Annotated in this window: 26 protein-coding genes and 1 tRNA gene; 10 read left to right on the top strand and 17 right to left on the bottom strand. The window is 66.9% G+C overall.

Annotated features, from left to right (window positions below):
- Positions 1 to 71 precede the first annotated feature (71 nt).
- Together F8S13_08765 and F8S13_08760 are read left to right on the top strand one after the other, a co-directional pair.
- Positions 72 to 1,034 (top strand): ABC transporter permease, encoded by a 963-nt coding sequence (locus F8S13_08765; GenBank protein ID KAB8144106.1) that lies wholly within the window; start codon positions 72 to 74, stop codon positions 1,032 to 1,034.
- A gap of 3 nt (positions 1,035 to 1,037) precedes the next feature.
- Complete coding sequence (locus F8S13_08760; GenBank protein KAB8143971.1) at positions 1,038 to 2,033, top strand: sugar ABC transporter substrate-binding protein; 996 nt, start codon at positions 1,038 to 1,040, stop codon at positions 2,031 to 2,033.
- Here F8S13_08760 and F8S13_08755 read toward each other — a convergent pair.
- Positions 2,030 to 2,539 carry a tyrosine protein phosphatase gene (locus tag F8S13_08755; protein ID KAB8143970.1) on the bottom strand — a complete coding sequence of 170 codons (510 nt, stop codon included), beginning with the start codon at positions 2,537 to 2,539 and terminating at the stop codon, positions 2,030 to 2,032. The genes F8S13_08760 and F8S13_08755 overlap by 4 nt on opposite strands.
- A gap of 123 nt (positions 2,540 to 2,662) precedes the next feature.
- Here F8S13_08755 and F8S13_08750 point away from each other — a divergent pair, with 123 nt between their 5' ends.
- A complete protein-coding gene (locus F8S13_08750) occupies positions 2,663 to 4,252 on the top strand; it encodes an ATP-binding cassette domain-containing protein (GenBank protein KAB8143969.1) in 1,590 nt (529 codons plus the stop codon).
- A gap of 555 nt (positions 4,253 to 4,807) precedes the next feature.
- The gene (locus F8S13_08745) at positions 4,808 to 5,263 is read left to right on the top strand and encodes a nitroreductase family deazaflavin-dependent oxidoreductase (GenBank protein ID KAB8143968.1); all 456 of its coding nucleotides are present in this window, start codon (positions 4,808 to 4,810) and stop codon (positions 5,261 to 5,263) included.
- Between the two features lie 267 nt (positions 5,264 to 5,530).
- On the opposite strand, the gene F8S13_08740 is transcribed toward F8S13_08745, so the two are convergent.
- From F8S13_08740 to F8S13_08720, 5 genes are all read right to left on the bottom strand, one after another.
- Complete coding sequence (locus F8S13_08740; protein KAB8143967.1) at positions 5,531 to 6,781, bottom strand: glycosyltransferase family 4 protein; 1,251 nt, start codon at positions 6,779 to 6,781, stop codon at positions 5,531 to 5,533.
- 81 nt (positions 6,782 to 6,862) lie between these two features.
- The gene (locus F8S13_08735) at positions 6,863 to 7,684 is read right to left on the bottom strand and encodes an STAS domain-containing protein (GenBank protein KAB8143966.1); all 822 of its coding nucleotides are present in this window, start codon (positions 7,682 to 7,684) and stop codon (positions 6,863 to 6,865) included.
- A 181-nt stretch (positions 7,685 to 7,865) separates the two neighbouring features.
- Positions 7,866 to 9,053: a glycosyltransferase family 4 protein gene (locus F8S13_08730; GenBank protein KAB8143965.1), complete on the bottom strand. Its 1,188-nt coding sequence runs from the start codon at positions 9,051 to 9,053 to the stop codon at positions 7,866 to 7,868.
- Entirely contained in the window at positions 9,050 to 9,292 is a 243-nt protein-coding gene (locus tag F8S13_08725) for a hypothetical protein (GenBank protein ID KAB8143964.1), read from the bottom strand. The genes F8S13_08730 and F8S13_08725 overlap by 4 nt, the downstream gene beginning before the upstream one ends.
- A gap of 9 nt (positions 9,293 to 9,301) precedes the next feature.
- On the bottom strand, positions 9,302 to 10,150 hold the full coding sequence (locus F8S13_08720) for a M28 family peptidase (protein ID KAB8143963.1): 849 nt from the start codon (positions 10,148 to 10,150) through the stop codon (positions 9,302 to 9,304).
- Between F8S13_08720 and F8S13_08715 the strand changes: the two genes are divergently transcribed.
- A complete protein-coding gene (locus tag F8S13_08715) occupies positions 10,106 to 10,609 on the top strand; it encodes a hypothetical protein (protein ID KAB8143962.1) in 504 nt (167 codons plus the stop codon). The two genes, F8S13_08720 and F8S13_08715, sit on opposite strands and share 45 nt — an antisense overlap.
- Positions 10,610 to 10,759: 150 nt before the next feature.
- A complete protein-coding gene (locus tag F8S13_08710; protein KAB8143961.1) occupies positions 10,760 to 11,227 on the top strand; it encodes a LysM peptidoglycan-binding domain-containing protein in 468 nt (155 codons plus the stop codon).
- A 298-nt stretch (positions 11,228 to 11,525) separates the two neighbouring features.
- Here the strand turns inward: F8S13_08710 and F8S13_08705 are convergent, their stop codons facing one another.
- The 4 genes from F8S13_08705 to F8S13_08690 form a co-directional block, all read right to left on the bottom strand.
- A complete protein-coding gene (locus F8S13_08705) occupies positions 11,526 to 12,161 on the bottom strand; it encodes a 50S ribosomal protein L25 (GenBank protein KAB8143960.1) in 636 nt (211 codons plus the stop codon).
- 140 nt (positions 12,162 to 12,301) lie between these two features.
- Positions 12,302 to 13,186 carry a dihydropteroate synthase gene (gene folP / locus F8S13_08700; GenBank protein ID KAB8143959.1) on the bottom strand — a complete coding sequence of 295 codons (885 nt, stop codon included), beginning with the start codon at positions 13,184 to 13,186 and terminating at the stop codon, positions 12,302 to 12,304.
- 76 nt (positions 13,187 to 13,262) lie between these two features.
- Complete coding sequence (locus F8S13_08695) at positions 13,263 to 13,937, bottom strand: DedA family protein (GenBank protein KAB8143958.1); 675 nt, start codon at positions 13,935 to 13,937, stop codon at positions 13,263 to 13,265.
- Between the two features lie 36 nt (positions 13,938 to 13,973).
- Entirely contained in the window at positions 13,974 to 14,216 is a 243-nt protein-coding gene (locus tag F8S13_08690) for a hypothetical protein (GenBank protein ID KAB8143957.1), read from the bottom strand.
- A gap of 498 nt (positions 14,217 to 14,714) precedes the next feature.
- On the opposite strand from F8S13_08690, the gene F8S13_08685 reads away from it, so the two are divergent.
- Positions 14,715 to 14,903: a pilus assembly protein gene (locus F8S13_08685; GenBank protein ID KAB8144105.1), complete on the top strand. Its 189-nt coding sequence runs from the start codon at positions 14,715 to 14,717 to the stop codon at positions 14,901 to 14,903.
- 153 nt (positions 14,904 to 15,056) lie between these two features.
- A complete protein-coding gene (locus F8S13_08680; GenBank protein ID KAB8143956.1) occupies positions 15,057 to 18,023 on the top strand; it encodes a hypothetical protein in 2,967 nt (988 codons plus the stop codon).
- Between the two features lie 64 nt (positions 18,024 to 18,087).
- Here the strand turns inward: F8S13_08680 and cdd are convergent, their stop codons facing one another.
- The 5 genes from cdd to F8S13_08655 all read right to left on the bottom strand — a co-directional run bounded on the left by cdd (position 18,088) and on the right by F8S13_08655 (position 22,133).
- Positions 18,088 to 18,501 (bottom strand): cytidine deaminase, encoded by a 414-nt coding sequence (cdd, locus tag F8S13_08675; protein ID KAB8143955.1) that lies wholly within the window; start codon positions 18,499 to 18,501, stop codon positions 18,088 to 18,090.
- Positions 18,488 to 19,798 (bottom strand): HlyC/CorC family transporter, encoded by a 1,311-nt coding sequence (locus F8S13_08670; protein ID KAB8143954.1) that lies wholly within the window; start codon positions 19,796 to 19,798, stop codon positions 18,488 to 18,490. Before F8S13_08670 ends, cdd begins: the two co-directional genes overlap by 14 nt.
- A 73-nt stretch (positions 19,799 to 19,871) precedes the next feature.
- Entirely contained in the window at positions 19,872 to 20,810 is a 939-nt protein-coding gene (locus F8S13_08665) for a ribose-phosphate pyrophosphokinase (GenBank protein ID KAB8143953.1), read from the bottom strand.
- Between the two features lie 73 nt (positions 20,811 to 20,883).
- Positions 20,884 to 21,909: a bifunctional N-acetylglucosamine-1-phosphate uridyltransferase/glucosamine-1-phosphate acetyltransferase gene (locus F8S13_08660; protein KAB8143952.1), complete on the bottom strand. Its 1,026-nt coding sequence runs from the start codon at positions 21,907 to 21,909 to the stop codon at positions 20,884 to 20,886.
- Positions 21,910 to 22,059: 150 nt separating this feature from the next.
- Positions 22,060 to 22,133: transfer RNA gene (locus tag F8S13_08655), tRNA-Gln, on the bottom strand.
- 546 nt (positions 22,134 to 22,679) lie between these two features.
- On the opposite strand from F8S13_08655, the gene F8S13_08650 reads away from it, so the two are divergent.
- Together F8S13_08650 and F8S13_08645 are read left to right on the top strand one after the other, a co-directional pair.
- Positions 22,680 to 23,678 carry a TerC family protein gene (locus F8S13_08650; protein KAB8144104.1) on the top strand — a complete coding sequence of 333 codons (999 nt, stop codon included), beginning with the start codon at positions 22,680 to 22,682 and terminating at the stop codon, positions 23,676 to 23,678.
- A 252-nt stretch (positions 23,679 to 23,930) separates the two neighbouring features.
- A complete protein-coding gene (locus F8S13_08645) occupies positions 23,931 to 25,226 on the top strand; it encodes a cellulase family glycosylhydrolase (protein KAB8144103.1) in 1,296 nt (431 codons plus the stop codon).
- A 74-nt stretch (positions 25,227 to 25,300) separates the two neighbouring features.
- On the opposite strand, the gene F8S13_08640 is transcribed toward F8S13_08645, so the two are convergent.
- Together F8S13_08640 and F8S13_08635 are read right to left on the bottom strand one after the other, a co-directional pair.
- Entirely contained in the window at positions 25,301 to 25,582 is a 282-nt protein-coding gene (locus F8S13_08640) for a DUF507 family protein (GenBank protein KAB8143951.1), read from the bottom strand.
- A gap of 59 nt (positions 25,583 to 25,641) precedes the next feature.
- The gene (locus F8S13_08635; protein KAB8143950.1) at positions 25,642 to 26,058 is read right to left on the bottom strand and encodes a hypothetical protein; all 417 of its coding nucleotides are present in this window, start codon (positions 26,056 to 26,058) and stop codon (positions 25,642 to 25,644) included.
- Positions 26,059 to 26,097 lie beyond the last annotated feature (39 nt).

The raw sequence follows: 26,097 nt of genomic DNA, 5'->3' as shown, positions 1-26,097 counted from the left end.
CACAGGGGAGCAGGATGGAAAACATCGCCGTTTTCTCGCCCAAGGAGCCGCGCTCGCGCATCCAGCGGGCGATGCGCTACGGCTGGGGCCGGCTGCTCCAGCGCCAGGAGCTGTTTGTCGCGCTGGTGCTGCTGGGCATCGGCGTCGCGCTGAGCCTGAGCACCAGCACCTTCTTCACCAACGCCAACCTGCTGAATGTGGCGCTCGGCCTCTCGTGGTATGTGATCGCGGCCTTCGGCGCGGCGATCGTGATCATTGTGGGCGGCATCGACCTCTCGGTCGGCTCGACCATCGCGCTGTCGGGCATGGTCTGCGCGATGGCGCTGCAGCAGGGGCTGGGCGTGCCCGCCGCCCTGCTGCTGGGCCTGCTCAGCGGCGCGGCCATCGGCCTGGCCAACGGGCTGCTGGTGGGCCACACGCGGCTGCCGCCGTTCATGGTTACGCTGGGCACCATGGGCATCACGCGCGGCCTAGTGCTGAGCCTCACGGGCGGCGCGCCAGTGAGCCGCCTGCCCGCGCCGTTCCTGTTCCTAGGCCAAGGCGAGCTGACGCTGGGCTGGCTGGCGGTGCCGCTGCCGATTGTCTGGATGCTGCTGGTGGCGGTGGCCGTGAGCGTGCTGTTCCACCAGACCGTGCTGGGGCGCTACATCTTCACCATCGGGCGCGACGAGCGGGCCATGCTGGCGGCGGGCATCTCGCCCGCGCACCTGAAGACGGTGGCCTACACCATCAGCGGCATGCTGGCCGCGCTGGCCGGGCTGGTGATGGTCGCCCGCCTGGGGGTGGCCGCGCCCATGGCCGCCTACGGCTACGAGCTAGACATCATCGCGGCGGCGGTGATCGGCGGGGCCAGCCTGTTCGGCGGCGAGGGCTCGGTCACAGGCGTGATCTTGGGCGCGGCGCTCATCCAGATCATGCGCAACGGCGTGGTGCTGCTGGGGCTGCCCAACCAGAACCAGTGGCAGTTTGTGTCGATCGGCGGGATGGTGCTGCTGGTGCTGCTGCTGGACTTCTGGCGGCGGCGGCGGGCCTAGCCGATGCGCGCGCCGCACACCCGCCGCATCTGGCTGCTGGCCGCCGCGCTGCTGGCGCTGGCCGCATGCCAGCCCGCGCCAGCCTCGGGCCGCCCCAAGCTCACCATCGCCTGGGTCACCAAGTCGCTGGGCAACCCAGTGTTCGACCCCGGCAAGGCCGGCGCGCTGCAGAAGGGCCGCGAGCTGACCGAGGCCGGGCCGTACGATGTGGAGGTGCTGGTGGTCGGGCCGGTCTCTGCCGATGCCATCGAGCAGGCCCGCATGATGGACGACCTGATCGCCCGCCGCGTGGATGGCATCGCCATCTCGTGCAACGACCCCGCCGCCTGCGTCGCGCCGATCGACCGCGCGGTGGCTGCGGGCATCCCCGTGATGACCTGGGACTCGGACTCGCCCGACAGCAGGCGCTTCAGCTTCCTGAGCATCGACAACTACAAGATGGGCCAGGAGTCGGCGCGCATCCTGGCCGACTCGATCGGCGGGCAGGGCAAGGTGGCGATCATCAGCGGGGTGCCGGGGGCGCTCAACCTCGACCAGCGCGTGGCGGGGTTCAAGGACGCGGTGGCCGCATCCTACCCGGGCATCCAGGTGGTGGCCACCATCGCCAGCAACGAGGATATCAACCTGGGCGTGCAGGGCGTGGAGGAGACCATGCAGGCCCACCCCGACCTGCGCGGCTGGTTCTTCGCGGGCCTCTGGCCGCTGTTCGCCGACCGTGGCTCCATGCCGCTGTGGGAGCGCGCCACCCGCGAGCGCGGCCTGAAGACGGTGGCCTTCGACACCCTGCCGGTGGAGATCGCGCTGATGCGCGAGGGCTATGTGGAGGCCCTGATCGGCCAGAAGTACCGCAGCTGGGGCTATCAGTCGGTGCAGATGGTGTACGATTACATCGCCCTCGGCACGCGCTACCCGCCCTTCATCGACATGGGGGCCGACATTGTGACCCGCGACACCCTGGATGCCTTCGTGCAGGCCCAGGCCACCGGCACGCCGCGCTAGGGCTGGTTGCCCAGCGCCGCCCACGCTGCGCAGCGCGCCGCCCACTCGCGCTGGGCGGGTGTATCGGGCACAGGGCGTCCGCGCGCCAGGGCGATGGTGGTGAACGCCTGCTCGGTGGTGTCGCCCAGCGCGGCCATGGCCAGCGCCGCCAGCAGCGATGACCGGCCTATACCCTGTCGGCAGTGGATGGCCACTCCCGCCCCGCCCCGGATGCGCTCGGCCAGCGCGCCCGCCAGCTCCAGCGCCGCGCCCATCGACTCGGGCACCTGCATGTCGGCCACGGGCAGGCGGTGGAAGGCCAGCGGGGTCGCGCCGCACAGCTCGGCCTCGCGCTCTAGCTCTAGCTCTAGCTCCTCGCCGGGCGTCAGCAGCGAGACCAGGTCGGTGAAGCCCAGCGCGGCGATCTCGCGCAGCTCATCGGCCAGCCAGTCGCCGCCGCGCGGGTGCGGCATGGTGGCCAGCAGCCCCGGCGCGGCCAGCGGGATGCGGTAGATGGTCGGTCTCATACAAGTCGCTCCTCGATAGATGCGATGACCAGTGGCATGATTGTACCGGCATTTCTTCAGAATGTGCCAGCCGCGCCCAGCTTGGAGCCTTGGCGTCTTGGTGGTAGATAAGGCGAGACCGCTATGGAACCACAGCCCCTCCTCCGCTGCATCAACCTCTCCAAGACCTTTGGCGAGCTGCCGGTGCTGCGCCAGATCAGCTTCGACGTGGCGCAGGGCGCGGTGGTGGGGCTGGCGGGCCGCAGCGGCGCGGGCAAGTCGGTGCTGGCCATGCTGCTGGGCGGGCTGGCCGTGCCCAACGAGGGCGACATCTACCTGGGCGGCAGACGCCTGCCCTGGCCCATCCGCGCCCGCCACGAGGGCATCGCCGTCATCCCCCAGCACCCCGCCCTGGCCGACCGCCTCGACGTGACCTCCAACATCTTCCTGGGCGACGAGATCGGCTGGCCCGCGCTGGGCAGCTGGCTGAAGGTGCCCGACCGCCGCCGCATGGACCAGCGCGCCGCCGAGATCCTGGGCCAGCTCGATGCATCCGTGCCCTCGCTGCGCGAGACCGTGGAGAACCTCACCAGCGAGCAGCGCCAGATGATCTCGATCGCCCGCGCCCTGGTGCGCCCCGCCCGCCTGGTGGTGGTGGATGAGCCGACCATGCCGCTCAACTACGCCCACCAGCAGAAGCTGCTGGCCCTCATCCGCTCCTGGCAGCAGCAGGGCGTCGCGGTGATCTTCGCCAGCAACAACCTCGACCACCTGTTCGCGGTGTCCGACCGCATCCTGGTGCTGCACGATGGCCGCCTCACCGCCGACTTCTGCGCCGACACCACCAGCCGCGAGGATCTGGTCTCCGCCATCGTCGGCTCTAGCGACCGCCAGCAGCTCACCCCGATCATGTGGGCGCTCGACAGCTACTACCAGACCCGCGACCAGTCCGAGCGGCTCAGCCACCAGCAGGCCCTGCTGGAGCAGAACCTCGCCGCCAAGGACTCGCTCAACCGCCAGCTGATCGACCAGCTGGGCGAGCAGGTCTCGGCCCTCGACCGCGCCAACATCGCCCTTCAGGATGCCCACCGCCGCCTGCTCACCGAGCGCGAGCAGGAGCGCAAGGCCCTGGCCCGCGAGCTGCACGACCAGATCATCCAAGATCTGCTCAGCATCAACTACCAGCTCGAAGACCTAGGCAGCGAGGATAGCGAGGCCGATCTGAGCGCCGAGCTGGCCGATGTGCGCGGCAGCATCCGTGGCCTGGTGGATGATGTGCGCCGGATCTGCGGCAACCTGCGCCCGCCCACCATCGACAGCCTGGGCCTGGGGGCCGCCATCAAGTCCTACGCCCGCGACTGGGCCGCGCGCACCGGTATCCGCGCCGAGCTTGACCTGGGCACCGAGCTTGGCCGCCTGCCCGAGGCCATCGAGCTGTCGATCTTCCGCATCGTGCAGGAGGGCCTCAGCAACGTGCGCAAGCATGCCCAGGCCCACGCCGTGCGCATCGCGCTGCGCCACACCTCGCCGCGCACCCTGCTGGTCTCGCTGTCCGACGACGGGCGCGGCCTGCCCGAGGGCTTCGACCTGGCCGCGCTGGCCGCCGAGGGCCACTATGGCCTGCTGGGCATCACCGAGCGCGTGGCCCTGCTGCAGGGACGCCTGAGCGTGCAGAACCAGCCCGAGGGCGGCCTGCTGCTTCAGGTCGAGATCCCCCACCCCCGCATCGGCTGATCGTCTGGGGAAAATTAGCCCGCCTCACGGCCCGCGCCTCGTCGCTGCGGTCTGGATTATGGCCAGCCTCCTCACGTGCCACCTTCGCCGGATGGGCTAGGCGGCGTCTTTTCTTCCACACCCTCGCTGGTCGTGCCAGCCTCCGCGCATATGTTCCCATTGCGCTGTATCGCGCTCATCGCTCGCATCGCGTGTGGATCGATGTTTGCGATGTGTTCGATGATATCAATGTGGGCAGACATAAAATCTGCCCCTACACCCATGGTCGCTGATTGTACGCATCGTATGGGAATGCGATGGATGCAATGCCAGATCATCGCGCGGGCGATGTTCATTCACCGCCGTAGGGGCGTATCTCGTGTCCGCCCGCAGCGAACCGCATTGCGGGCATCGTGTGTCTTCTGATGTGCCACAATGCGGTTCGCTGATGGCCACATGGGCATATCCGCTGGTACGCAGCTTGCCCAGCTTGCCTAGATCGTTCATAGCGCGACACCAAACGCCAGATACTACGTACATGGAACCATAGCAGAGTTCACGTTAGGAGGAAGACCAATGTCACTCTATCGCTGGATGTATCGTGGCGGACGCCCCAACGGCGTGGCCAAGTTCCTGAACGGCATCTCGGCATTCATCCACTCGCGCGGCGTCGCGCCCAGCTACCTGGTGACGCTGGAGGTGCTCGGGCGCAGCTCGGGTAAGCCGGTGAGCTTCCCGCTGGTGATGACGGTGATCGACGGCGAGCGCTACCTCGTCTCCATGCTGGGCGAGGCCAACTGGGTGCGCAACGCCAAGGCCGATGGCAACCGCGCCACGCTCCACCACGGCGCGACCGAGCGCGTGCTGCTGGAGGAGGTTCCCGTCGAGCAGCGCGCCCCGATCATCAAGGCGTTTCTGGCCCATGCCCCCGGCGCGCGCCCGCACATCCCGGTGGAGAAAGATGCGCCTCTCGCCGCCTTCGAGGAGATCGCGCCCAAGTACCCCGTGTTCCGCGTCCTCCCGGCGGAGTAGCAGTGGCTAAATTGATCACGTATCGACCTTATGGATAACGTACGCCCCAATTTCATACGCTACGATACAATCAATAGATTTTGCGCCGATGCCGTATCGCAGCGTATGAAAAACAGCGAAAACGACCGAACAGCCACTTTCTAGTGAAATGGTTTTGCACCACGCAATTATTTGCCCCCGCCCCAAAAAAGCATCTTGGAGCCTTGGAGTCTTGGTGGTAAACGGTCTTTTTTTCGTGTCTTCGTGGTATTCGTTTATTCTTCGCGTTTAGACGCTCTCCCCCGCGTAGACCCGCTCCACCTGGGCCACCACGCGCTGCGCGCTGAAGCGCTCGCGTGCGGCGGCCTGCGCTGCCGCGCCCAGCCGCGCCCGCAGCGGCGCGTCGGCCAGCAGCGCGGCCAGGTGCCCCGCGAAGCCCGCCGGGGTCGCCGCCAGCAGCCCCTGTGTGCCATCGGCGATCACATCGTGGATGCCGCCGGTGGGCATGGCCACGATGGGCGCGCCGCACGCCGCCGCCTCCAGCCACACGCGGCTCAGCGGCTCGCCCCAGGCGCTGGGGAACAGCAGCGCGGTGCAGTGCGCCATCAGCCGCAGCACCTCGTCGTGCTCGGCCCAGTCGAGGAAGCGCACATCCACCCCCAGCGCGGCCAGGTCGCGCTCTAGCTGCGGGCGCAGCGGCCCGCTGCCCGCCACCACCAACGGCGGCAGCGCCGCGCCGGTGTAGCCCCGCTCGCGCAGCGCCGCGAAGATCGGGGCCAGCAGCTGCGCGCCCTTGTTCATGTCCAGCTTGCCCACGAACAGCAGGTACTCGCCCGTGATCGAGCGCGGCAGCTCGGCGGCCACATGCGCGATCGCCTCGGTGTCGACCATATTGGGGATGACGTGGATCTTCTCATCCGGCACGATCCCGCGCAGCCTCTGGGCGATGTAGCCGCTCACCGCGATCACCGCGTCGGCCTGGCGCAGGTAGGCCTGCCGCCGCCGCAGGTGGCCCAGCATGTAGGGGATGGCGGGCAGCGCTAGCGCGCCGCGCAGCGGCCCCTCGCGGGCCGCTAGGTCGGTGGCCAGCGAGGCCCAGGTCTGTCCCTGGTAGGGGATCCTGTTGCCGTGCAGCCCGGTGGCGAAGTAGTCCCACGGCCAGTGGTCGCGCACCGTCACCACCACGCGCGCCCCCAGCGCGCGCCCGGCCATCACCGCCGCCGGGGCCACCTGCACGTGCTGGGCGTGGATCACCAGTGGCCTCGGCGTGCCGCCCGCCTCGGCCACAATCGCGCGGGCCAGGCGCGGCCACAGCAGCTCGTGGCGGAACATATTCTTGACAAACGGGATGCCGGGGGCGCGGTAGGGCACGCGGGCGGTCGGCACCCCCAGCACATCGGCGTGCGGCGCGCCGGGGCCGGGCACCACCGCCGCCACTGTGTGCCCGCGCGCGATCAGGGCCGTGGCCAGGGCGTGGCTGCTCCAGCCCGCGCCGCCGCAGCGCGGGGGGAAGACATCGCTCGGGATGATGATATGCATATCGGTGTCCGCTCACTTTTCATAAAAAAAGGCGAAAGCCAGATCGTGATCCAGCCTTCGCCCTGAGTCTCTGCGATTATGCTACTCGATCGGGCGGATCTCCATGCCCAGCTTCTCTAGCGCGTACTCCACGCCGCTCTGCAGGTCGCTCAGCGTCACCAGCGAGCCAAGCTCCACATTCATCATCACCAGGGTCTGCGCGATCTCGGCGCTGATGCCCACCAGCACCACCTGTGACCCCAGCAGCGAGGCCGCGCTGGCTGTCTGCATCAGGTGGTTGGCCACGCTGGTGTCCATCGTCGAGATGCCGGTCACATCCATCAGCACGATGTCGGCCTGCTCGCGGGCGATCGCGTCCAGCAGTTGCTCGGTGATGTTCTGGGCGCGGGCGTCGTCGATCCGGCCCACCAGCGGCACGCCCAGGATGCCGCTGTAGAGCGGGATGATCGGCGTCGAGAGCTCCTGCACGGCGGCGCGCAGGGCCATCTTGTCGGCGCTGCTTTCCTGCAGCTGCTGCTGCAGCTGGTCGCTCATGCGTTTGGTGACAGCGCGATTGCGGCGGACCGTCAGGCGCTCAAGCTCGAAGACCAGGTTCAGCGCCTCGGCGCTCTCGGGATACTTCTCTAGGATGGCCGCGCGCACCGCATCATGCTCGTGAAGGATGGTCTGCATGGCCGGGTCGATATCGTCGGAGTAGGCCAGCTGGCTGCGGGTCAGCTCCTGGAGCGTCTGTTCGAGAATCTGGTCGGACTGGTCGGACATGCCGATCATGCTATCGATCTGGGCGAGCGCGATCGCGGTGCGCTCGTCGGCATTCTGGGGTGTCTGGCCGGTCGGGGCTGCGATTCGCTCGGCGATGGCCGCCTTGTGCTCGCGGATGAGCTGTGCAAGTGCGCTTGGCATAACGTTCCTAGGTTGATTGTAGGCGAGATCTGGCTACCGTCTGCTATCTCGTGCCAGGGGAGCGAAGGAGCTGCACAGTCGCCGGAATCGTCGCGTTGTCTCTAGCGCATAGCGTTCGCTCATATCCATGCTACCGCAGGATGAGGAAGCCTGCAACCTAGCCACGTGACAATTTCGTAGCCTAGCGCAGCTGGGCGCTGGCCGGTGCCGCATCGCACAGCTCGTGGGCGATCCGCTCAAGCTCGGCGCAGTGCCTGGCCCAGCTGTAGTGGTCGGTCACGCGCTGCCGGGCCTGCTGGCCCATGGCCCTGGCCTGCTCGGGCGCATCCAGCAGCCCGCCGATCGCCTGGGCCAGAGCGGCCACGTCGCCCTCGGGGTAGAGCCGCCCCTCCTTGCCGTCGCGGATGATCTGGTTGAGCGGCGGGATGTCGGCGGTGACCACGGGCAAACCTGCCGCCATGTACTCGTAGATCTTCAGGGGCGACCAGAAGAAGCCCGCGTGGCGCAGCGCCGGGTGCCGGGCGGTGTTGAAGGGGGCGATACCCACGCTGGCGCTGGCGATCAGGCCTGGCACCTGCTCGTACGGCACCGCGCCGGTGAAGGTGAAGCGGCCTGGCCACGCGCTGGCGGCCTGCTCCGCCGCCGCGCGGTCGGGGCCGTCGCCCACGAACAGGAAGCGCAGGTCGCGGCCCTGCTCCAGCAGCGCCGCCCCCGCCCGCACCCCATCCAGCACGCCGTGCCACGCGCGGAACGAGCCGAGGAACAGCACGGTGGGCGGGCCATCCGCGGGCGCGGGCGGCTCGATGTGGGCTAGCCGCTCGACATTCGCGCCCCAGGGCAGCTCCTCGATCTTGGCGCGGTCGATCTCCTCGGGCACCGTGGTGTGCAGCGGCGTCACGATCCGGCCCGCCATGCGGCACTGCGCCACCGCCCAGCGGCGCATCGGCCCGCCCAGCGCATCGTCGATCTGGCGCTTGCGCACCTGCGGCGGGTCGACGATCAGCGCGTTCACCTCCAGGATGCTGGGCAGACCCATGGCCCTGGCGGCCAGCAGCCCGCCGCCCGCGAAGTTGTAGTAGCGCTCCATCACCACATCGGGGCCTAGGGCCTCGGCCAGCCGCCGGATGACCGGCGCGCCCAGCAGCGACGCAGCCTTGGGGATGTCGACATAGTGCAGGGTGATGCCATCCAGCCGCGTGGACTCGGGGCGGAGCAGCGGGGCGATGCCCCGCCAGCCCATCTGGGTGCAGGCCACCACGTGCAGCTCGTGGCCGCGCGCGGCCAGACCCCGCGCCACCTCGATAGTGTGGGTCGAGCCGCCCAGGGTGCCCGGCACAGGGATGCCGCTGGCGATGTAGAGGAACTTCACAGTCGCTCGTAGCGATCCAGATCCAGCGCGATCACCAGCGCGCCGGGGGCGGTGCGCTTCACGATCGCCACCGCGCTGTCGATGGCGCTCTCCTCAAGGCCCACCAGCAGCGTGGTGTTGCCCTTGCGTAAAAAGCCGCCCGTCGAGGCCAGCCGCGTCACACGGAAGCCCTGCTCAACCAGCGCATCCACGGTCGGGTCGGCCACATGGGCCTCGGTGATGAACATCAGTAGTTTCATGGAGAACCTCTATGCTTGATACGCTGGCCGCATGCTATCCGCCGTCTGTATGCCCTGGCCGCCGCGCAGGAGCCACTCTTCCAGCGTTTTGCCCACCGCCGCGAGGCTTGGGGCGCTCACCTTGTCGAGCGTGTCCTGGGTGGTGTGCCAGTAGGGGTAGTCGAAATCGATGATGTCGATGGCGCGGTAGCCGCGCTGGAGGAAGGGCGTGTGGTCATCCAGCATCGAGTAGCGCACCTGCGGCACAAAGCTGGCCAGGGCCAGGTCGCCCGCCACACCCCAGATCGCCTCGCGCAGCGCCGGGTCGGAGCTGCCCTCGTAGTAGATCTGCTGGTCGGCGTCGCCGATCATGTCGATCACGATCACCGCCGCAGGGGCCTCGGTCAGCGAGTTGGCCATGTAGCGCGAGCCGACCACCCACTCCCAGCCGTCGATGTCGCCGTTATCCTCGGCGTCGAAGGCAGCTAGCCACACCTCGAAGCCCAGCTCCTCGGGCCGCAACACGCTGGCCAGCTCCAGCAGCACGGCGATGCCACTTGCCCCATCGTTGGCGGAGGGCACCACCTCATTCTGCTTGGCCGGGTCTTTGTCCTGGTCCGAGCGCCGCCGCGCGTCGTAGTGCGCCCCGATGATCACGCGTGGGCCGCTGCCGCGCCTGCCAATTATGTTGCGGCACTCCACATCGTGGTAGGGGAAGCGCTGGTTTTCCACCTGCCACCCGGCCTGCTGGAGCTGGTCGGCGATATAGTCGCCGCACTGCTTCCAGCCCTCGCTGCCGGTGTCGCGCGGCTGCCACTGCATCTGGGCCGCGGCATGGGCCAGCGCGCGCTCGCCGCTGAACTGGGCGGCGCTGGGCATGGCGGTGGCGGCAGGCGAAGGCAGGGTGGTGGCGGCAGGCGAAAGCAGGGTGGTGGGCGTGATAGTGGGCGGGATGGTGGGTGTGATAGTGGGCGGGATGGTGGGTGTGATAGTGGGCGGGATGGTGGGTGTGGCCGGCGTGGCGGCGCGGCATGCCGAGGCCCAGGCGGCTACAGACAGCAAAAACCCACCCCGCAGGAACGTTCGTCGGCTGTTCTGGATCGGCATAGTGCTCAGAGATATCCTTCTGCGGAGGGGCTAGGCAAGTGCTGGTGTGGGTGCTATAATCACCAGAACGACCAGCGACAGGCCTTGCCTGAACGTGGTGCGCCTGTCCAATCGAAAGGAGCGGACCAATGGGCGACAAAAATCCGAAGAACAAGCAGAAGCAGGATAAGCAGAAGATCAGCAAGAAGACGCCGAAGATTTAGTTCTGCTACGGTCTCTCTTGGGGGCTGACATCAGTTGGCCCCCGCTCCTTTCCCGCAGGCGTGAGCATACCACACCCCGTAAGATCCGGTCAAGTCGCGTTGACATCCACCAGCGCCGCTGCTACAATCCCGCCCCAGGAAACGACGAACCCGCCGCCACATACACAGAAATGCCCATATGCGATACACCCCCGCTCTCGGCGCGCTGCTGGCCAGCGCCGCCCTGGCGCTGCCCGCGCTGAGCGCCTGCGCCCCGCCCGAGTCGAGCCTCAACCGCCCGACCGCAGCTACCATCCTTGAGATCACGCCAGCGCCCACCCAGAACATCGACGCCACCGCCACCATGTACGCCAGCAAGCTCATCCCCACGCCCACGCCCGCTGGTCTCTACATCGTGCAGCAGAACGACACGCTCGGTGGCATCGCCGGGGAGTTCGGCTCCACCGTCGAGGAGTTGCTGGCCGCCAATGGCCTGACCGACGCCGACGCGCTGCAGGTTGGCCAGGCTTTGCTCATCCCCTCGCTGATCAGCCAGACCCTGGTGCTGGGCACGCCCGTGGCCGATGCCACCGCCGAGGCTGCGCCCGCCGCCCCAGCAACCCCAGCGCAGACCCTCACGCCCACGCCCACCTTCACCTCGCCCTGATTGCCAAAAAAGCTCTTTTCGCAGCTGTGAAAAAAAGTGCTTGACATTTGGTCATGCGGCATATATACTAACACCTGTCAGCATCATTTGGAGATATGCCGATCAGGCGTAAAGGAGGTGATGCCCATGAGTGATAGTATGCGTATGGGCATTGCCGGGAGCGCTTCCCGCTAAGTTGCCCCGGTAGTGCCCGACCTGTGTCTAGACCCTCGCCACCACGGCGAGGGTCTTTTTTTGTCCCAGCGCAGGGCACAAAAAAACGGGCGCGGGAAAACCCCGCGCCCGCCAGAAGCTAGCCCTACTCGGCGTCCGCGCCGCGATCCTCGCGCACCAGCTCCGGCTCAGCCGGGGCCTCGTCGGAGGGAGCAGTCTCGACGGTGGCCGGGGTCACGCTGGCCACCACCTCGTCGGCGGCGGTCACGATCGTGGCCTCGCCGGGCAGCTTGATGTCGCTGACCAGGATGTTCTTGTCCAGGCTATCCAGCACGCTCACATCCACCTCGATGTGCGAGGGGATTTCGGTGGGCAGCGCGTGCACCGAGACCGTGGACAGCGTGTGGTTCAGCACCGCGCCCTCGTTCTTCACCACCGGCGACTCGCCGATCAGGTGCACCGGCACATCCACCGTGATCGCCGTCTTCAGGTCGACGATCAGCAGGTCGGCGTGGATGAACTCGCGCGAGACCGGGTGCCGCTGGACCGCGTGCACCAGCGCCGTGCGCACCGGCTGGCCGGGGATGGAAACCTCGATCAGGCCGGTCTTGCCCGACTTGCGCACCAGATCGCTGAAGGTGCGGCCGTTGATCTGCACGGCGAACGGGCCGATGTTCTTGCCGTACACGGTTGCGGGCAGGATGCCCTCGCGGCGCAGCCGGTTGACCTTCTTGCCAAACAGGGTGCGGGTCTCAAACTCGAGCTTGAATGTTTCTGCCATGGTTGCTTTGCTCCTTGAGCTGCAAATTCCTTCGCCAAAAGCTATGGGGATTCGCCCGTTAGCTCCAAGCGGGCAATGTTACCATATTGTGCGCTGTGGCGCAAGTGGGCGCTCGGGCTTCTGGATGCCGCAGTCGGCATCTATGGCGTGTGGCGATAGATTGCGTCGGCGATCCGCGCGGCGCGCAGGTTCATCTGCACGTTATGCACGCGCACCACATCGGCCCCGGCGGCCACGGCCAGCGCGGTGACGGCGGCGGTGCCCTCGTCGCGCTCCTGTGGCGGCAGGCCCAGCGGCAGCCCGATGAACGACTTGCGCGAGGCCCCCACCAGCATGGGCAGCCCCAGCGCGCGGAACTCGGCTAGGCGGCGCACCACCTCTAGGTTCTGCTCGGGGGTCTTGCCGAAGCCGATGCCGGGGTCGATGATCAGGCGCTCGCGGGGGATGCCGCGTGCCACCGCGTAGGCCACCGACTCGGCCAGCCCCGCCAGGATCTCGCCAATTAGGTCGGCGTAGGCCACCTGGGCGTAGTGCCCGCCCAGGTGGCTCTGCTGGGCCTGGGCGCGGCGGTTGTGCATCAGCACCAGGGGTGCGCCGCGCTGGGCCACCGCGTGGGCCAGCGGCTCGTTCCAGCCGCCCTCGGGCGTGCGCAGCCCCCAGATGTCGTTGATGATGTGCGCCCCGGCGTCAAGCGCCGCCGCCGCTACCTCGGCGTGGTAGGTGTCCACCGAGATCGGTAGCCCCACCTCGCGGGCCAGCGCCGCCACCACTGGCACCACGCGCTCGCGCTCCTCGTCGAGGCCTACCGGCGCAGCGCCAGGGCGCGTGGACTCGCCGCCCACATCGAGGATGTCGGCACCCTCGGCGGCGAAGCGCTGGGCCTGGGCGCAGGCTGCCGCGATCGCCCCCTCGGCGCGCTGGGCCAGCCCATCGGCGCTAAACGAGTCGGGGGTGATGTTGATAATGCCCATCACAAAGGTCTTGCTGCCCCAGCGCAGCGTCGAACCGGCGATCTCGAGCTGCATAGCGCGCCTCCTGTTTTTGCAATGAAAAGAGCGCAGGCCAGAACCTGCGCTCGGACAATGGGAGAGGGGTAGGTTTTTAGGCTACGTCTTTGGAGGCCTTGGCCACCGGCTTGGCCTCGGAGCGCGACTTCAGCCACTCGACGCCCATAGGCAGCACCGAGATCAGCACGATCGCGATGGCCACCCACTCGAAGTTCTCTTTCACGAAGGGGATGTTGCCAAACGTGTGGCCTGCAAAAATAAAGATCGCCACCCAGGCGATGCCGCCGATCACATTGAAGAGGATGAATTTTGAGTAGTCCATTTTGCCCACGCCTGCCACAAAGGGCGCAAAGGTGCGCACGATCGGCACAAAGCGGGCCAGGATGATGGTTTTTCCGCCATGCTTCTCGTAGAAGGCGTTGGTCTTATCAATATATTCCTGCTTCATGAACGGGATATTTTTCTGCAGCAGCTTCTCGCCCAGAAACGCACCGATGAGATAGTTGACCGTGTCGCCGGCGATCGCCGCGATGGCCAGCAGCAAGAAGATAAAGAACACATTGATCGGGCTATTGTCGCTGGCCGAGAGCGCGCCGACAGCAAACAGCAGTGAGTCGCCCGGCAGAAAAGGAGTGACGACCAGACCGGTCTCACAGAAAATGATCAGAAAAAGCAGCGCGTAGGTGAGCGCCCCATGTTCACTGGCAAAGGCATTAAGATGCTTGTCAACATGGAGGAAGAACTCGATAAACTGCTGGATCCATGACATCGTGTGTACATCCTTTTGTGTAGTGGGCAAAGCCAGCTAGAAGCCGCGCGAGGCGCGCTCCGCCTGGTAACGCTGGCGCTCGCGCCGGTAGGAGCGCAGCGCCTCGAAGACCAACAGCGGGATGAGCACCGGCCACCATGGACGGAAATCCAAAAACACCTGGACAAATAGCCGTGCCGGTGCGAGAAGGGGGGATTGCCACACCTGCTGAAGGAGTGATACCTGCTCGACCTCGGCCAGCGCTGGTAGGCCCTGGCGAATGAGTGAACGCATGCTCATGTGCGGCCCTCTTTGTGCATAGGTGCTTTCTGCACCATCAGCAGAAGATTGTACTTCACGTGAAAAGGGCAGTCAACCACTCGGCTGGGGCATGGCGGCGTCGGCGGCAGCTGCGCTCAGATGTGGGGAGTAGGAGGGGTATTTGCGCTAGGCGCTGCTATACGATGGTTCGTAGTAGAAATCTGTTTTGCGCCACCCTGGGAATAAAGGCATAGAAAAGCAGGATCGAATGGTATGTCGCGCCGAGAAAAACTGGACATAAGTACTATTTTATTCATGGGCTATAAGTAAGGGTGACTTGTGGGCTATTGCAGCAACTGGTATACTTTCTCATGATATGTTAACTTTCTTGAACACATATACTAGTGCGTATTGAAAGTTATGGGGCGGGCTGCAAGGTGTCTCAACGCATAACTCTTTCAATGGCACTAGATTCTTACCATGAAAGGGGGTGAATGGCGAGTGAGGTACCTTTTCACATTGTTTGCCGCAGTGCATCTGCGGTTCCTTCAGGCTCAGCTACGGCTTCGCCGTGCTGCTGCGCCACTTCCAGGCCAAGGTTTGGTCGAGTATTCTCTTGTTCTTGTTCTGATTGCTGTCACCTGCATTGCGATCATGTCTGCTATGGGCACAAATCTTAGCAGGGTATGGTACGAGCAGATCATCGGCGCGTTTGACTCGCACTAGTTCTTAACCCTTTTGTCGTTTCTGCAGCACCTCTGGCAGTACTGCCAGAGGTGTTGTCATGCCTGGGAAAGACACCTGAGCGGTGTTTGACCATACCTACGCCCTGCGGTAGAGTACCGGCAGGATGTGAACGTAGGATAGGACGCCTGTGCTATGCAATCTGTCTCGCGCATTCTCGACGTACTCGGGCGATACCCCACGCTGCGCCAGTATATGCCCTCGGTCGCCGCACAGCAGCGTCGGGTTGATGAACGCCTACGCCATATTGTCCAGCGCACCGAGCTGTTCGCTGAGTTTGACACCCTGGTCGGCGAGATCGGCAGCGGCCTGCTGCTGGTGGAAGGCCCGGCGGGAGCTGGGGCCACCACCCTGCTGTGCCAGCTGGCGCAGCAGCGCGGCTACCCGCTGTGGCTTCCCGACGACGACCTAGGCGAGGGCCTGGCCGCGCTCTGCGCCCAGATCATCGCCGCACACGATCTGCCCATAGCCGTGGTGCCGCCTGCCGCCGGTCGCGACTCTTCGGCCACCGAGCTGCTGATCGCCGAGGCGGCGGCGCGCAGGCCCGCCAACGATCCGCTGATCATCCTGGTGGATGCGCCCCCGCCACTCTACGCCGCCCACCCGCCGCCGCTGCCCATCCATATGCCCCCAGGCGCGGTGCTGGTCTACACCACCAGCGATCCGAGCGCGCCCCCGCCAGTGGAGCCTGCCGCGCGCCTGCGCCTGCCCACCGCCGGGCCGGTGCTCATCCGCTCGCTGGTGGAGGCGGCCATGGCGCATGGCCTAGCCAAGCAGACGGCGGCCCACGTGGCGGCGCACAGCGGGCGCTCGTTTCTGTATGTGGCGCTGGCCTGCAGCCTGATCGAGCAGGGCATCATCCAGCGGCGCGCGCTGCCCGAGGGGTTGGCCGCCCTGCACAGCATCTGGTGGGGCCAGATCGGCCAGCGCGGGCAGGATGTGGCGCGGCTGCTGGCGGTGGCCGCCGAGCCGCTGCCGCTGCCGCTGCTGGCCGAGGCCAGCGGCACCACCGCCCCTGCGCTGGCGAAGATGCTGCGCGGCTGGGGTGCGCTGGCCGAGCTGCACGATGGCCACGCCGCGCTGTACCACCATGTGACGCGGGCATTTGTGGCGCAGCAGGGCGACCTGCAGCCTGCCCACGCAGCCCTGATCGCGCTGGGCCGCGCTCGATTTGGCCAGGATCTCGATCTGCTGCCCCAGGCCGAGCGCTACCTGACCCACCACCTCTCACGCCATATCGCGCTGTCGCAGCCCTACGATGGCGAGGCCAGCGCCCCGCTGATCCAGCGATCGTGGGTGCTGGCCCAGGAGCGGCGCGCTGGCGACCTGCGGCAGGCCGCCCAGGATGCAGCCTGGGTGGCGCGCGCCACGGCGGGCCAAGATCTGGACATGATGATCCGCGCGGCGATCACGGGCGGCACGCTCACCACACTGAGCCGCCGCATGCTGCCGGATGTGGGCGGCGACGCCTTCGTGGCTGCGCTCGACCGCGGCGAGCCACGCGAGGTGGCGCTGCGCCGCATGCGCGCCCTGCTGGACCAGCTGCCCGATGGCCGCGAGAAGGCGCTGGTGCTGCGCAGGCTTGGCGAGATCTGCTTCGAGCGCGGCTTTCGCACCCAGGCCATGCGGCTGCTGGCCGAGGCCCTGGACCTGGAGGTGCCGGGCCTGCCGCGCACCTGGCGCGACGAGCGCGAGGAGGCCCAGGTGACGCTGGCTCGCGCCGCGCTGACAGCCAACGCCTACGACCGCGCGCTGGGCATCACGGTGCGGATCGCCCACCCCGAGCGGCGCGGCATGATCGAGACCGAGGTGGTGCGCCACCTGATCGCCAGCGGCAACCTGACGCGCGCCGAAGAGGTGGCCCACGCCATTGGCCACGAGCATACCCACGAGTGGGCCATGGCCGAGGTGGCGGCAGGCCACGCCCGCGCGGGCCAGACCCGCCGCTTCCGCGAGGTGCTGGGCACCCTGAAGACCGACACGGCCAGCGCCTGGGCCAGATCGGAGCTGGCCTGCGATGCGGCGCGGCGCGGCGATACGGCGGCGGTCGAGCAGGTTGCCCTGATCACCAACGAGCGCCTGCGCCACCAGGCGCTGGGGCTGGTGGCGCAGGCGCTGGTGGTGGGCGGCCAGCCGCCCAGCGCGCTGATGGCCGCTCGCATGATCACCCAGCGCGAGGTGCGGGTGCGCACGCTGATCGATCTGGCGCTGCTGAAGGCTCCCAACGCGCCGGTGGCCCTGGGCCTGGCCTACGACGATGTGCGCCTGATCGGCGACGACGAGCATATGCCGCTCACCGTGCTGCTGGCCACCGCCTACGCCACCATCGGCGATCTGGCCGCGGCCATGCACACGGTGGAGATGCTGGATGAGGGCGAGGAGCGCGACCGCGGCTACTCGCGCGTGGCGGCGGCGCTGGCCCGCGCGGGCGAGCTAGACACCGGCGTGCGCATCGCGCTCTCCATCCCCGACGCCGACGAGCGCGACTGGACGCTGCACGAGCTGGTGGTGGCCTACGGCAACGCGGGCAAGGTTGAGCGCGCCGCCGAGCTGCTGGAAAAGATCGCCGACGACGCCCAGCGGGCGCGGGCTATGGCCGACTTGTGCATCGCCAGGGCGCGCGGCGGGCGGATCGCCGGTGCGATCACCGCCATCGGGCAGATCGGCCCGAGCGCCGAGCGGGCGCGCGCGCTCAGCGGCATGGCCGAGTCGATGGTGACGCGCGGCTTTGAGGCCCGCGCCGAGACCGCGCGCGAGATGATCGCCGACATCGCCGCGCGCAGCCGCTACACCCTGGCGCTTACGGTTGCGCTGGCCGGGGCGGGCCAGATCGACGCTGCCGAGCGCATGGCGCGGCTGGCCGACCGCCCGCTCGATCGGGCGCGCGCCCTGGTGGCCTGCGCCCGCGCCTCGGCCCAGCCCGATGCGGCGCGGGCGGCGCGATTGCTAGGCGCGGCGCTGCTGCACGCGGCGGCGCTGGGCCGCAGCGAGATCGTCGCCGTGGTCACCGCCGCCGCCGACCTGCTGGTGATGCTGGGCGGCACCGAGCTGCTGCTGAGCGCGGCCCACGCCCTGGATGAGGTGGATAGCTGGTGGGGGTAGCGCCCACGCAAAAAGCGCCCGGCGGGTATATGTCCGCCGGGCGCTTTTTGCTGGGTTCTGGGCGCTAGCCTCGGCCCTCGTGCAGATCCTGGGGGGTGAACCCGCCGGGCAGCAGCGCCTCGGGCGTGGTCGCCACCGCCGCATCGCCCATGTTGGCCAGGATGATACGCGCGTCGTGGGCCAGCTCGAAGATGACCTGGCGGCAGCTGCCGCAGGGGCTGACCGGCCCTGGCGTGTCGGCCACTACCGCCAGCGCCACAATATCGCGCTGGCCTGCGGCGTAGGCGCTGAAGATCGCCACCCGCTCGGCGCAGCATGTGGCCGGGTAGGCCGCATTTTCGATATTGCAGCCGTGGAAGATCTGCCCGCTGGCTGTTCGCACCGCCGCGCCCACCGCAAACTGCGAGTAGCTGGCGTAGGCTCGCGCCCGCCCTTCGCGCGCCGCTTCGATCAGCGCGGCGTCATCAGCTGTTATCATCGCTCTGCGCTCCTCGTCCACCGCCATTGGCGGCTATCTCCTGCTCCTGCGGGAAGGTGATCTTCAGCCGTTTCGGCCCCAGCCCCTCGACCGAGAGCACCGTGATCACCACATCGCGCTCTAGCTCGACTGTGTCGCCCACCTGCGGCACGCGCCCGAGCTGCTCGTAGATCAGGCCGCCCAGCCGATCCGAGTCGCTCGACTCCAGGCGCAGGTCGGTGGCGTCGTTCAGATCGTCGAGCGAGATGCGGGCGTCGGCGATCACCTCGCCCTCGCCAATGTGCTCGATCGCCAGATCTTCGGCGTCGGACTCATCCTGGATGTCGCCGACGATCTCCTCCAACAGATCCTCGATAGTGGCCAGCCCGGCGGTGCCGCCGTACTCATCCACCATGATCGCCAGGTGGCTCTTGCGGGTGCGCAGCTCTTTGAGCAGCTGGTCGACCTTCATCGTCTCGGGCACAAAGTAGGCGGCGCGCAGCAGCCCGCCGATCGCCTCATCGCGTCGACCCTCGCGCAGCACCGGCAGCAGATCTTTGATGTAGAGGATGCCCACGATCTGGTCGATGCTCTCCTCGTACACTGGCACGCGCGAGTGCCCGTGCTCGATCATGCAGTCCAGCGCCTCATCGAGCGATGCGTTGGCCTCAAGCGCCACGATGTCCATGCGCGGCAGCATCACCTCGCGCACCAGCGTGTCGCCAAACGAGAAGATGCCCTCGATCATCTCGCGCTCGCCCGAGTCGATCAGGCCCTCCTCCTCGCCCACGTTGACCAGCAGCAGCAGCTCCTCCTCGGTCACCAGCGGGGCCTTGGCCTCGGCTGGCCCGGCGATGATCCGCACGAACGGGCCGACGACCCAGCCCACCAGCCGGATGAACGGGCTGAGCAGCATGGTGATCAGCACCATCGGGCGGGCGAACAGGCTGGCCGTGCCCACCGGGTTGCGGATGGCGGCGGCCTTGGGCAGCGCCTCGGTGAAGATCAGGATGAGCACCAGCAGCGCGAACATGGTGCCGATCCGCCAGAGCGGCGTGAGCTCGCGGCTCAGGTAGAGCGTAAAGGCGGTTGCGGCGATGATCGCCCCGGCGTTGAGGCAGAGGATGGTGGCCTTGAACTGGTATGGCTCGTCGATCAGGCGCGTGACGAACCGCGAGCGTGGCGACTGCTCGTGCTGCAGCTCGCTCAGGCGGTGCCTGCTGACCGCGCTAAAGGCCGCATCGACCGCCGAGGTACATGCGAGGATGAAGAGGCAGGCGACAACACCAAAAATGTACGAACTAGGGTCAGGGTCCAAAGGGACACACTCCTTGTGTTGGGCGGTGGGGCGGGCGGCGGGCACAGTTGCCCGCCGCCGGATGCCGGACCGCCTACGAGAACAGCGCGCTCAGCGATAGGTCTTTATGGATGCGCAGGATGGCCTCGGCGAACAGCGGCGCGACGCTGATCACCTTGACGCGGGCCTTCTTGTGGTCGGCGGGCAGCGGGATGGTGTTGGTGACGATGGTCTCCAGCAGCATCGAGTTGGCCATGATCTGCAGGGCGTTGTCGGCAAACACGCCGTGGCTGGCGCAGCAGTAGACCGCGCGCGCGCCGCGCTCCTTCAGGGCCTGGGCGGCCTGGGCGATGGTGCCGCCGGTGGAGATCAGGTCATCCACGATGATCGCGGTCTTGCCCTCGACCTCGCCCACCATCTCCAGCATCTCCACCGCGTCGGGCTGGGGCCGCTGCTTGGCGATGATCGCCAGCCCTGCGCCGATCTGCTCGCGGAAGGCGTTGGCGCGGCCCACGCCGCCCACATCGGGCGAGACCACCACCGGGTCGGGCAGGTTGAGGCTGTGGATGTACTCGGCCAGGATCGGCCCGGCCTGCAGGTGATCGACCGGGATATCGAAGAAGCCCTCGATGGCTGGGGCGTGCAGATCCATGGTCAGCACGCGGTCGGCGCCGGCGGTGTGGATCATGTTGGCCACCAGCTTGGCCGAGATCGGCTCGCGCCCGGTGGTCTTCTTCTCCTGCTTGGCGTAGCCGTAGTAGGGCACCACCACGGTCACGCGGGCGGCGGATGCGCGGCGCAGCGCGTCCACCAGCAGCAGCAGCTCCATCAGGTGGTGGTTCACGGGCGTGCAGGTCGACTGGATGACAAACACATCGGAGCCGCGCACGTTCTCCTCGATCTTGATTCGGGTCTCGCCGTTCTTGAACGAGCCGACGATCGCGCGGCCAAGGCTGACATTCAGATGGCCGCAGATCTCCTGGGCCAGGCCACGGTTCGCATTGCCGCTGAATATCTGTAATCGTCCTTCCACAGTCCTGTTCCTTTGTATGGTTCCTATCGAAAGCTACGCATGGCACGTGCCACGGCGGCGGATGGCTGCGATGTTAGGATTCTGCGCCTCGCACATGGGCGAACGGCCCCACCTGCGCCCCTGGCGCGATGGCGGCTCCATCGACCACGGCGTAGGTGATGTGCGCGCCGTCGCCCACGGCGGCGTCGGTGAGCGTGGTGTGCGGGCCGATGCGGCAGCCCTGGCCCACGCTGGTGCTGCCGCACAGCATGGTGCCTGGCAGCAGCACGCTGTCGCGGCCCACGGTCACGCCCGCATCCACATAGGTGGTGGCCGGGTCCACCACGCGCACGCCCGCGCCCATGAGCGCGGCCAGGTGGCGCTGGTAGAGCACCCTGGCGGCGTCGGCCAGCTGCTGCTGGTCGTTGCAGCCCCAGGCGTCGCGCGGGTCGGGCGCGGGCACGGCGATCGCGCCGCCTGGCCCGAATTCGGCCACGGCCATGCCCACCAGGTCGGTCAGGTAGTACTCGCCCTTGGCCGGGTTGAGCGGCACCTGGGGCAGCCTGCGCCACAGCCACTGCGCGTCGAAGGCCATGAAGCCGCTGTTGGCCTCGGTGATCACGCGCTGCTCGGGGGTGGCGTTGCGCTCCTCGACAAGGGCGGACACCGCGCCGCTGGCGTCGCGCACCACGCGCCCGTAGCTGTGCGGCAGCTCGGCCTGGAAGCTGAGCAGGGCCAGCGCGGCCCCGCTGGCGCGGCGCTGCTCCACCAGCAGCCGCACGGTGTCGGGCTGGATCAGCGGCGAGTCGCCGTAGAGTACCAGCACGTCGCCCTGGGCCTGGGATAGCAGTGGCTGGGCCTGCAGCACGGCGTGGCCGGTGCCCAGCCGCTGCGCCTGCACCACATATGAAAAATGCGGGCCAAACGTGGCTCGCACCTGCTCGATGGTATGTTCGGCCAGCACCACAACGGTGTGTTTCGATCCAAGCGACTCGGCGGTGGCCAGCACGTGACCGAGCATGGTGCGCCCGGCCAGCGGGTGCAGCACTTTGGGCAGCGATGACCGCATGCGCGAGCCTTCGCCCGCCGCGATCACAACGATGGAGAGTTGAGTGCTCATAGCGAGGCCAGGCCTCTAGCCTTTCGTCGTGGGCAACAAAAAAGCACAGTCAAGCGGCTGCTTCACTGTGCCACATACGACACCGCCCGATGCGGTTGAGCGCGTCCTGGTGAGTTCTTCAACCGATTGGAACATCGCTCGTGGTGTACTTGGTTGCCGGGCCAGGATTCGAACCTGGACAGACGGATCCAAAGTCCGTAGTGCTACCGTTACACAACCCGGCAGTGCTGGTAGAACACGCGCCATTATAGCATAGCCCGCTAAATCTATGCAACTGGGTCGGTGCTGCGTAGGCCGTTTGGCTGGGCCTGCGCGATCGTGAGCCGGGGGCGGTTTTCCCTACATCGGGTAGGGAAAACCGCATCAGATTGGGTCGAAAATCTATTAATGGATTCTTGACAAATCAAGCATGCGTGGCTACAATTCAGTAGTTGGGGAGTAGCCACCTACGCATGGTAGGCTGGGCAGTCGTCAGGACAGGGCAGGAATGCCCTCGGCTGTCCACCAGTGGATAGACACTGTTGGCGAGACCATCACGGCATAGCTATGCCGTGATGGTCTCGCCTTTTTGTATTCGCTGGCAGGCTTTTTGTTGGCTGGGCGGGCTTTATACCGCGGGATCTCGGTTTTTCGGGCGTGCTGTGGGATATCGGGAAGGTTGCTTCCTCCTACCCATTACGGCTTCACCACAAGGGCCGACGCGTTTCTCTGCTTGTGTATAAAACCAGCGTTGCGGTGTTGATGCGTCGAATAACGAGAGGCGGCAGATGATGGATGTCAGTGTGTGGATCTGGGTTGGGTTTATTGCATTTGTTCTTGCCATGCTTGCGATCGATCTTGGCGTGTTTAATCGCAAGGCCCACGCCCCATCAATGCGCGAAGCAGGAATGTGGACGGTGGTGTGGGTGACGCTCGCCGCTATCTTCGCCGGGGTGATCTTCCTGTGGGAGGGCCACGACGCGGGGATGCAGTTTGTTACCGGCTACCTGATCGAATATTCGCTCAGCGTTGACAACATATTTGTCTTTGTTCTGCTGTTCGGCGCCTTCCGCGTGCCACCGGCCTACCAGCACCGCGTGCTGTTCTGGGGCATCCTGGGCGCGCTGATCATGCGCGGCGCTATGATCATCCTCGGCGCGGCCCTGCTGGAGCGCTTCGAGTGGATCATCTACGTGTTTGGCGCATTCCTGGTCTACAGCGGCCTCAAGCTGATCTTTCAGGGCGACGAGGAGGAGGAGGTCCACCCCGAGGGCAACCTGCTGGTGCGGATCGTGCGGCGGTTCCTGCCAGTGGCGCAGGACTACCACGGCGAGCGCTTCCTGGTGCGCCAGGGCGGCAAGCTGATGATCACGCCGCTGCTGATCGTGCTGCTGATCGTGGAGAGCACCGACCTGATCTTCGCGGTGGACTCGATCCCGGCGATCTTCGCGGTGACGCGCGACCCCTTCCTAGTGTTCACGTCGAACGTGTTCGCCATCCTGGGCCTGCGCTCGCTGTACTTCCTGCTGGCCAATGTGGTGGGCAAGTTCTACTACCTGCGCCACGCCCTGTCGGTCATCCTCACGTTTGTGGGCATCAAGATGCTGTGGCCCGAGATCACGGTGCTGCTCACCGGCGAGGCCCACCATATCTCGATCGGCCTGTCGCTGAGCGTCATCCTGGGCGCGCTGGCGCTGGCGGTGCTGGCCTCGTTCATCCGCGCGCGCAGGCAGCCTGCCGAGCCCGATGCGCCTGCCGATGCCCCCGCCGAGCCGGTGCTGCACGGCTAGGATTCATCCCGGGTGACTCCGCTGGCGGCGGCGCGCATGCGCCGCCGCTTTGCTATGCGCTCGGCGGCGCACATCACGCGGCTATCAGATCGGCGTCAGGATGGGTGCATCTTGCCGTAATCGCACTGTTAACAACGTGCATTGTTCCGCGCGCCCGCGCCTGCTACAGTTGTACGCAGTACGACACGGCTACGCACGCTGCCCAGCAGCTACGTCCGCAGCAGGAGCACAACCTTGAATCGACAGACCCGCATCATCCTGGCGCTGGTGGCGGCGCTGGTGCTCGCCAGCACTGCCCTGATCGCCTGCTCGCATACCAGCCTGACCCAGGCCCAGCTGGCTGGGCTGCCCACCCCGGTGGCCCAGGGCGCGCCGCCGGTGGTAGTGCCCTCGCTGATGCCCACGCTCACCATCCAGCCCTACCAGCCCACCTCGGCCCCGGCACCCACGCCTACCATCCAGCCGGTCGGGCCGGGCGGCCTCGCCTTCCCGCTGCGCACCCAGCGGCTAGAGTTCGGCGCGGCCTCGCACCTGTTCTACACCGAGCGCTACACGCCGCTGACCATGGCGCGCGAGGCCGGGTTCACCTGGGTGCGCCAGCAGATCCACTGGAAGGATCAGGAGGGGCCTGCGGGCAACTATGTGTGGGGCGAGCTGGAGTCGATCATCAACGATGTGGATGCCCAGGGCCTGAAGCTGCTGATCTCGATCGTGCAGTCGCCCGACTTCTACACGCTGAACGGCGGCAGCGGCATGCCCGCCAACCCCGAGACGCTAGGCAACTTCGTGGCGGCGCTGACCGAGCGCTACAAGGGCAAGATCGGCGCGATCGAGATCTGGAACGAGCAGAATCTGGCCTACGAGAACGGCGGACAGGTGTCGGTGAAGGATGCCGGGCACTATGTGGAGCTGCTGAAGGCCGCCTACACGCGGATCAAGGCGGTGGACCCTAATGTGTATGTGATCGCCGGGCCGCCCGCATCCACTGCGGTGAACGCGCCCGGCGTGGCGGTGGACGACCTGAGCTACTTCAAGGCCATGTACGCCTACCAGAACGGGATCATCCGCAACTACATGGATGCGCAGGCCGTGCACCCCGGCGGCTCGGCCAACCCGCCCGACACCCTCTGGCCCGACAGCCCCAGCGCGGCAGATGGCTGGACGACCGACCGCACGTTCTATTTCCGGCGGGTGGAGGATGTGCGCGCGCTGATGGTGGAGTACGGGATGGAGCGCACGCCGATCTGGATCACCGAGTTCGGCTGGGCTACGGCCAACAGCTCGCCGGGCTTCGAGTTCGGCAACCAGGTCTCGTACGATCAGCAGGCCGAGTATATCGTGGGGGCCATGCGCCGCACCGCCGAGCAGTACCCATGGGTGGGTGCGATGTTCCTCTGGAACCTGAACTTCGCGCCGATCAAGGCCCAGCAGGGCGAGCCGACCCACGAGCAGGCCTCATTCTCGATCGTGAACGGCGACTACTCGCCGAGGCCATCCTACACCGCCATCCAGCAGTATATCGCGCAGCTGCGGGCCAGCGGTCGCTAGGGCGGCCAGGCCACACGCAAGGCGCACCGTGGGCTTGCCCACGGTGCGCCTTGTGTTCGGATGGGTCGTGCTGGCTAGAGCACGATCTTGCGCTCTAGGATCAGGCGAGATCGGATTTTCTTGAACAGGTCGTCGTAGCTCATGCGGCCCATGGTGATCTCGTATTTGTAGGCCTGGAGCATCTTGTGCACCTCGGCGTCGAGCTTCTCCTCGATCATCAGCTCGTCGGTGATGATATCGCGCATGGCGATGCGGATGGCCCCATCCTCGGCCTGGAACAGCACCCCATCGATCTCGGCCAGCTGGTCGATCAGCCTTTCCGAGATATCCTCGATCTTGGCAGGTGAGAGTTTCATCGCGCCTCCTTGTGTCTGGCGGGTGCATTGTAGGAAGCCGCCCCGCCCTTGTCAAGGCGCTAGCGCGGGGCGGATGGCATGCCCAGCGCGGCGGCAAGCTGGCGGATGCGCTCGGTGACCTCGGCGGGCGGGCTGTCGGCCAGCATGGCGGCGATGTGGGGGCCGAGGTGCTGCTGCGCCCACTGCTGCGGCAGCGCCTGCAGCGCCAGCCGCGCCGCGCCAGCCTGCGGCACCCAGGCCACCAGCCACACCATATCGGGGGCCAGTGCCTGCTGCTCGGCCTCTTCGAGGAAGCCGATGGTTGCGAGCACGGTGGCGATGCCGTGCCTGCGCCGGATCGCGCGGCGGATGATGCCCACGCGGTCGAGGCTGGGGTGAAAGATAAAGGCGTGCAGCGCGGGCGTGAAGACGGTGGCGTCGCCGGTGTCCGCCCCCACCAGCTGCTGCCACTCCGAATCTATAGGGTGCTTTTCCATGGTTGCTGCTTTCTGCGCACCGCGTCGAAGCCCAGCAGC

This window comes from Chloroflexia bacterium SDU3-3 (assembly GCA_009268125.1).
GTDB lineage: Bacteria > Chloroflexota > Chloroflexia > Chloroflexales > Roseiflexaceae > SDU3-3.
Note: the sequence above shows the minus strand (reverse complement) of the source record. Positions and strands in the feature narration are given on the sequence as shown.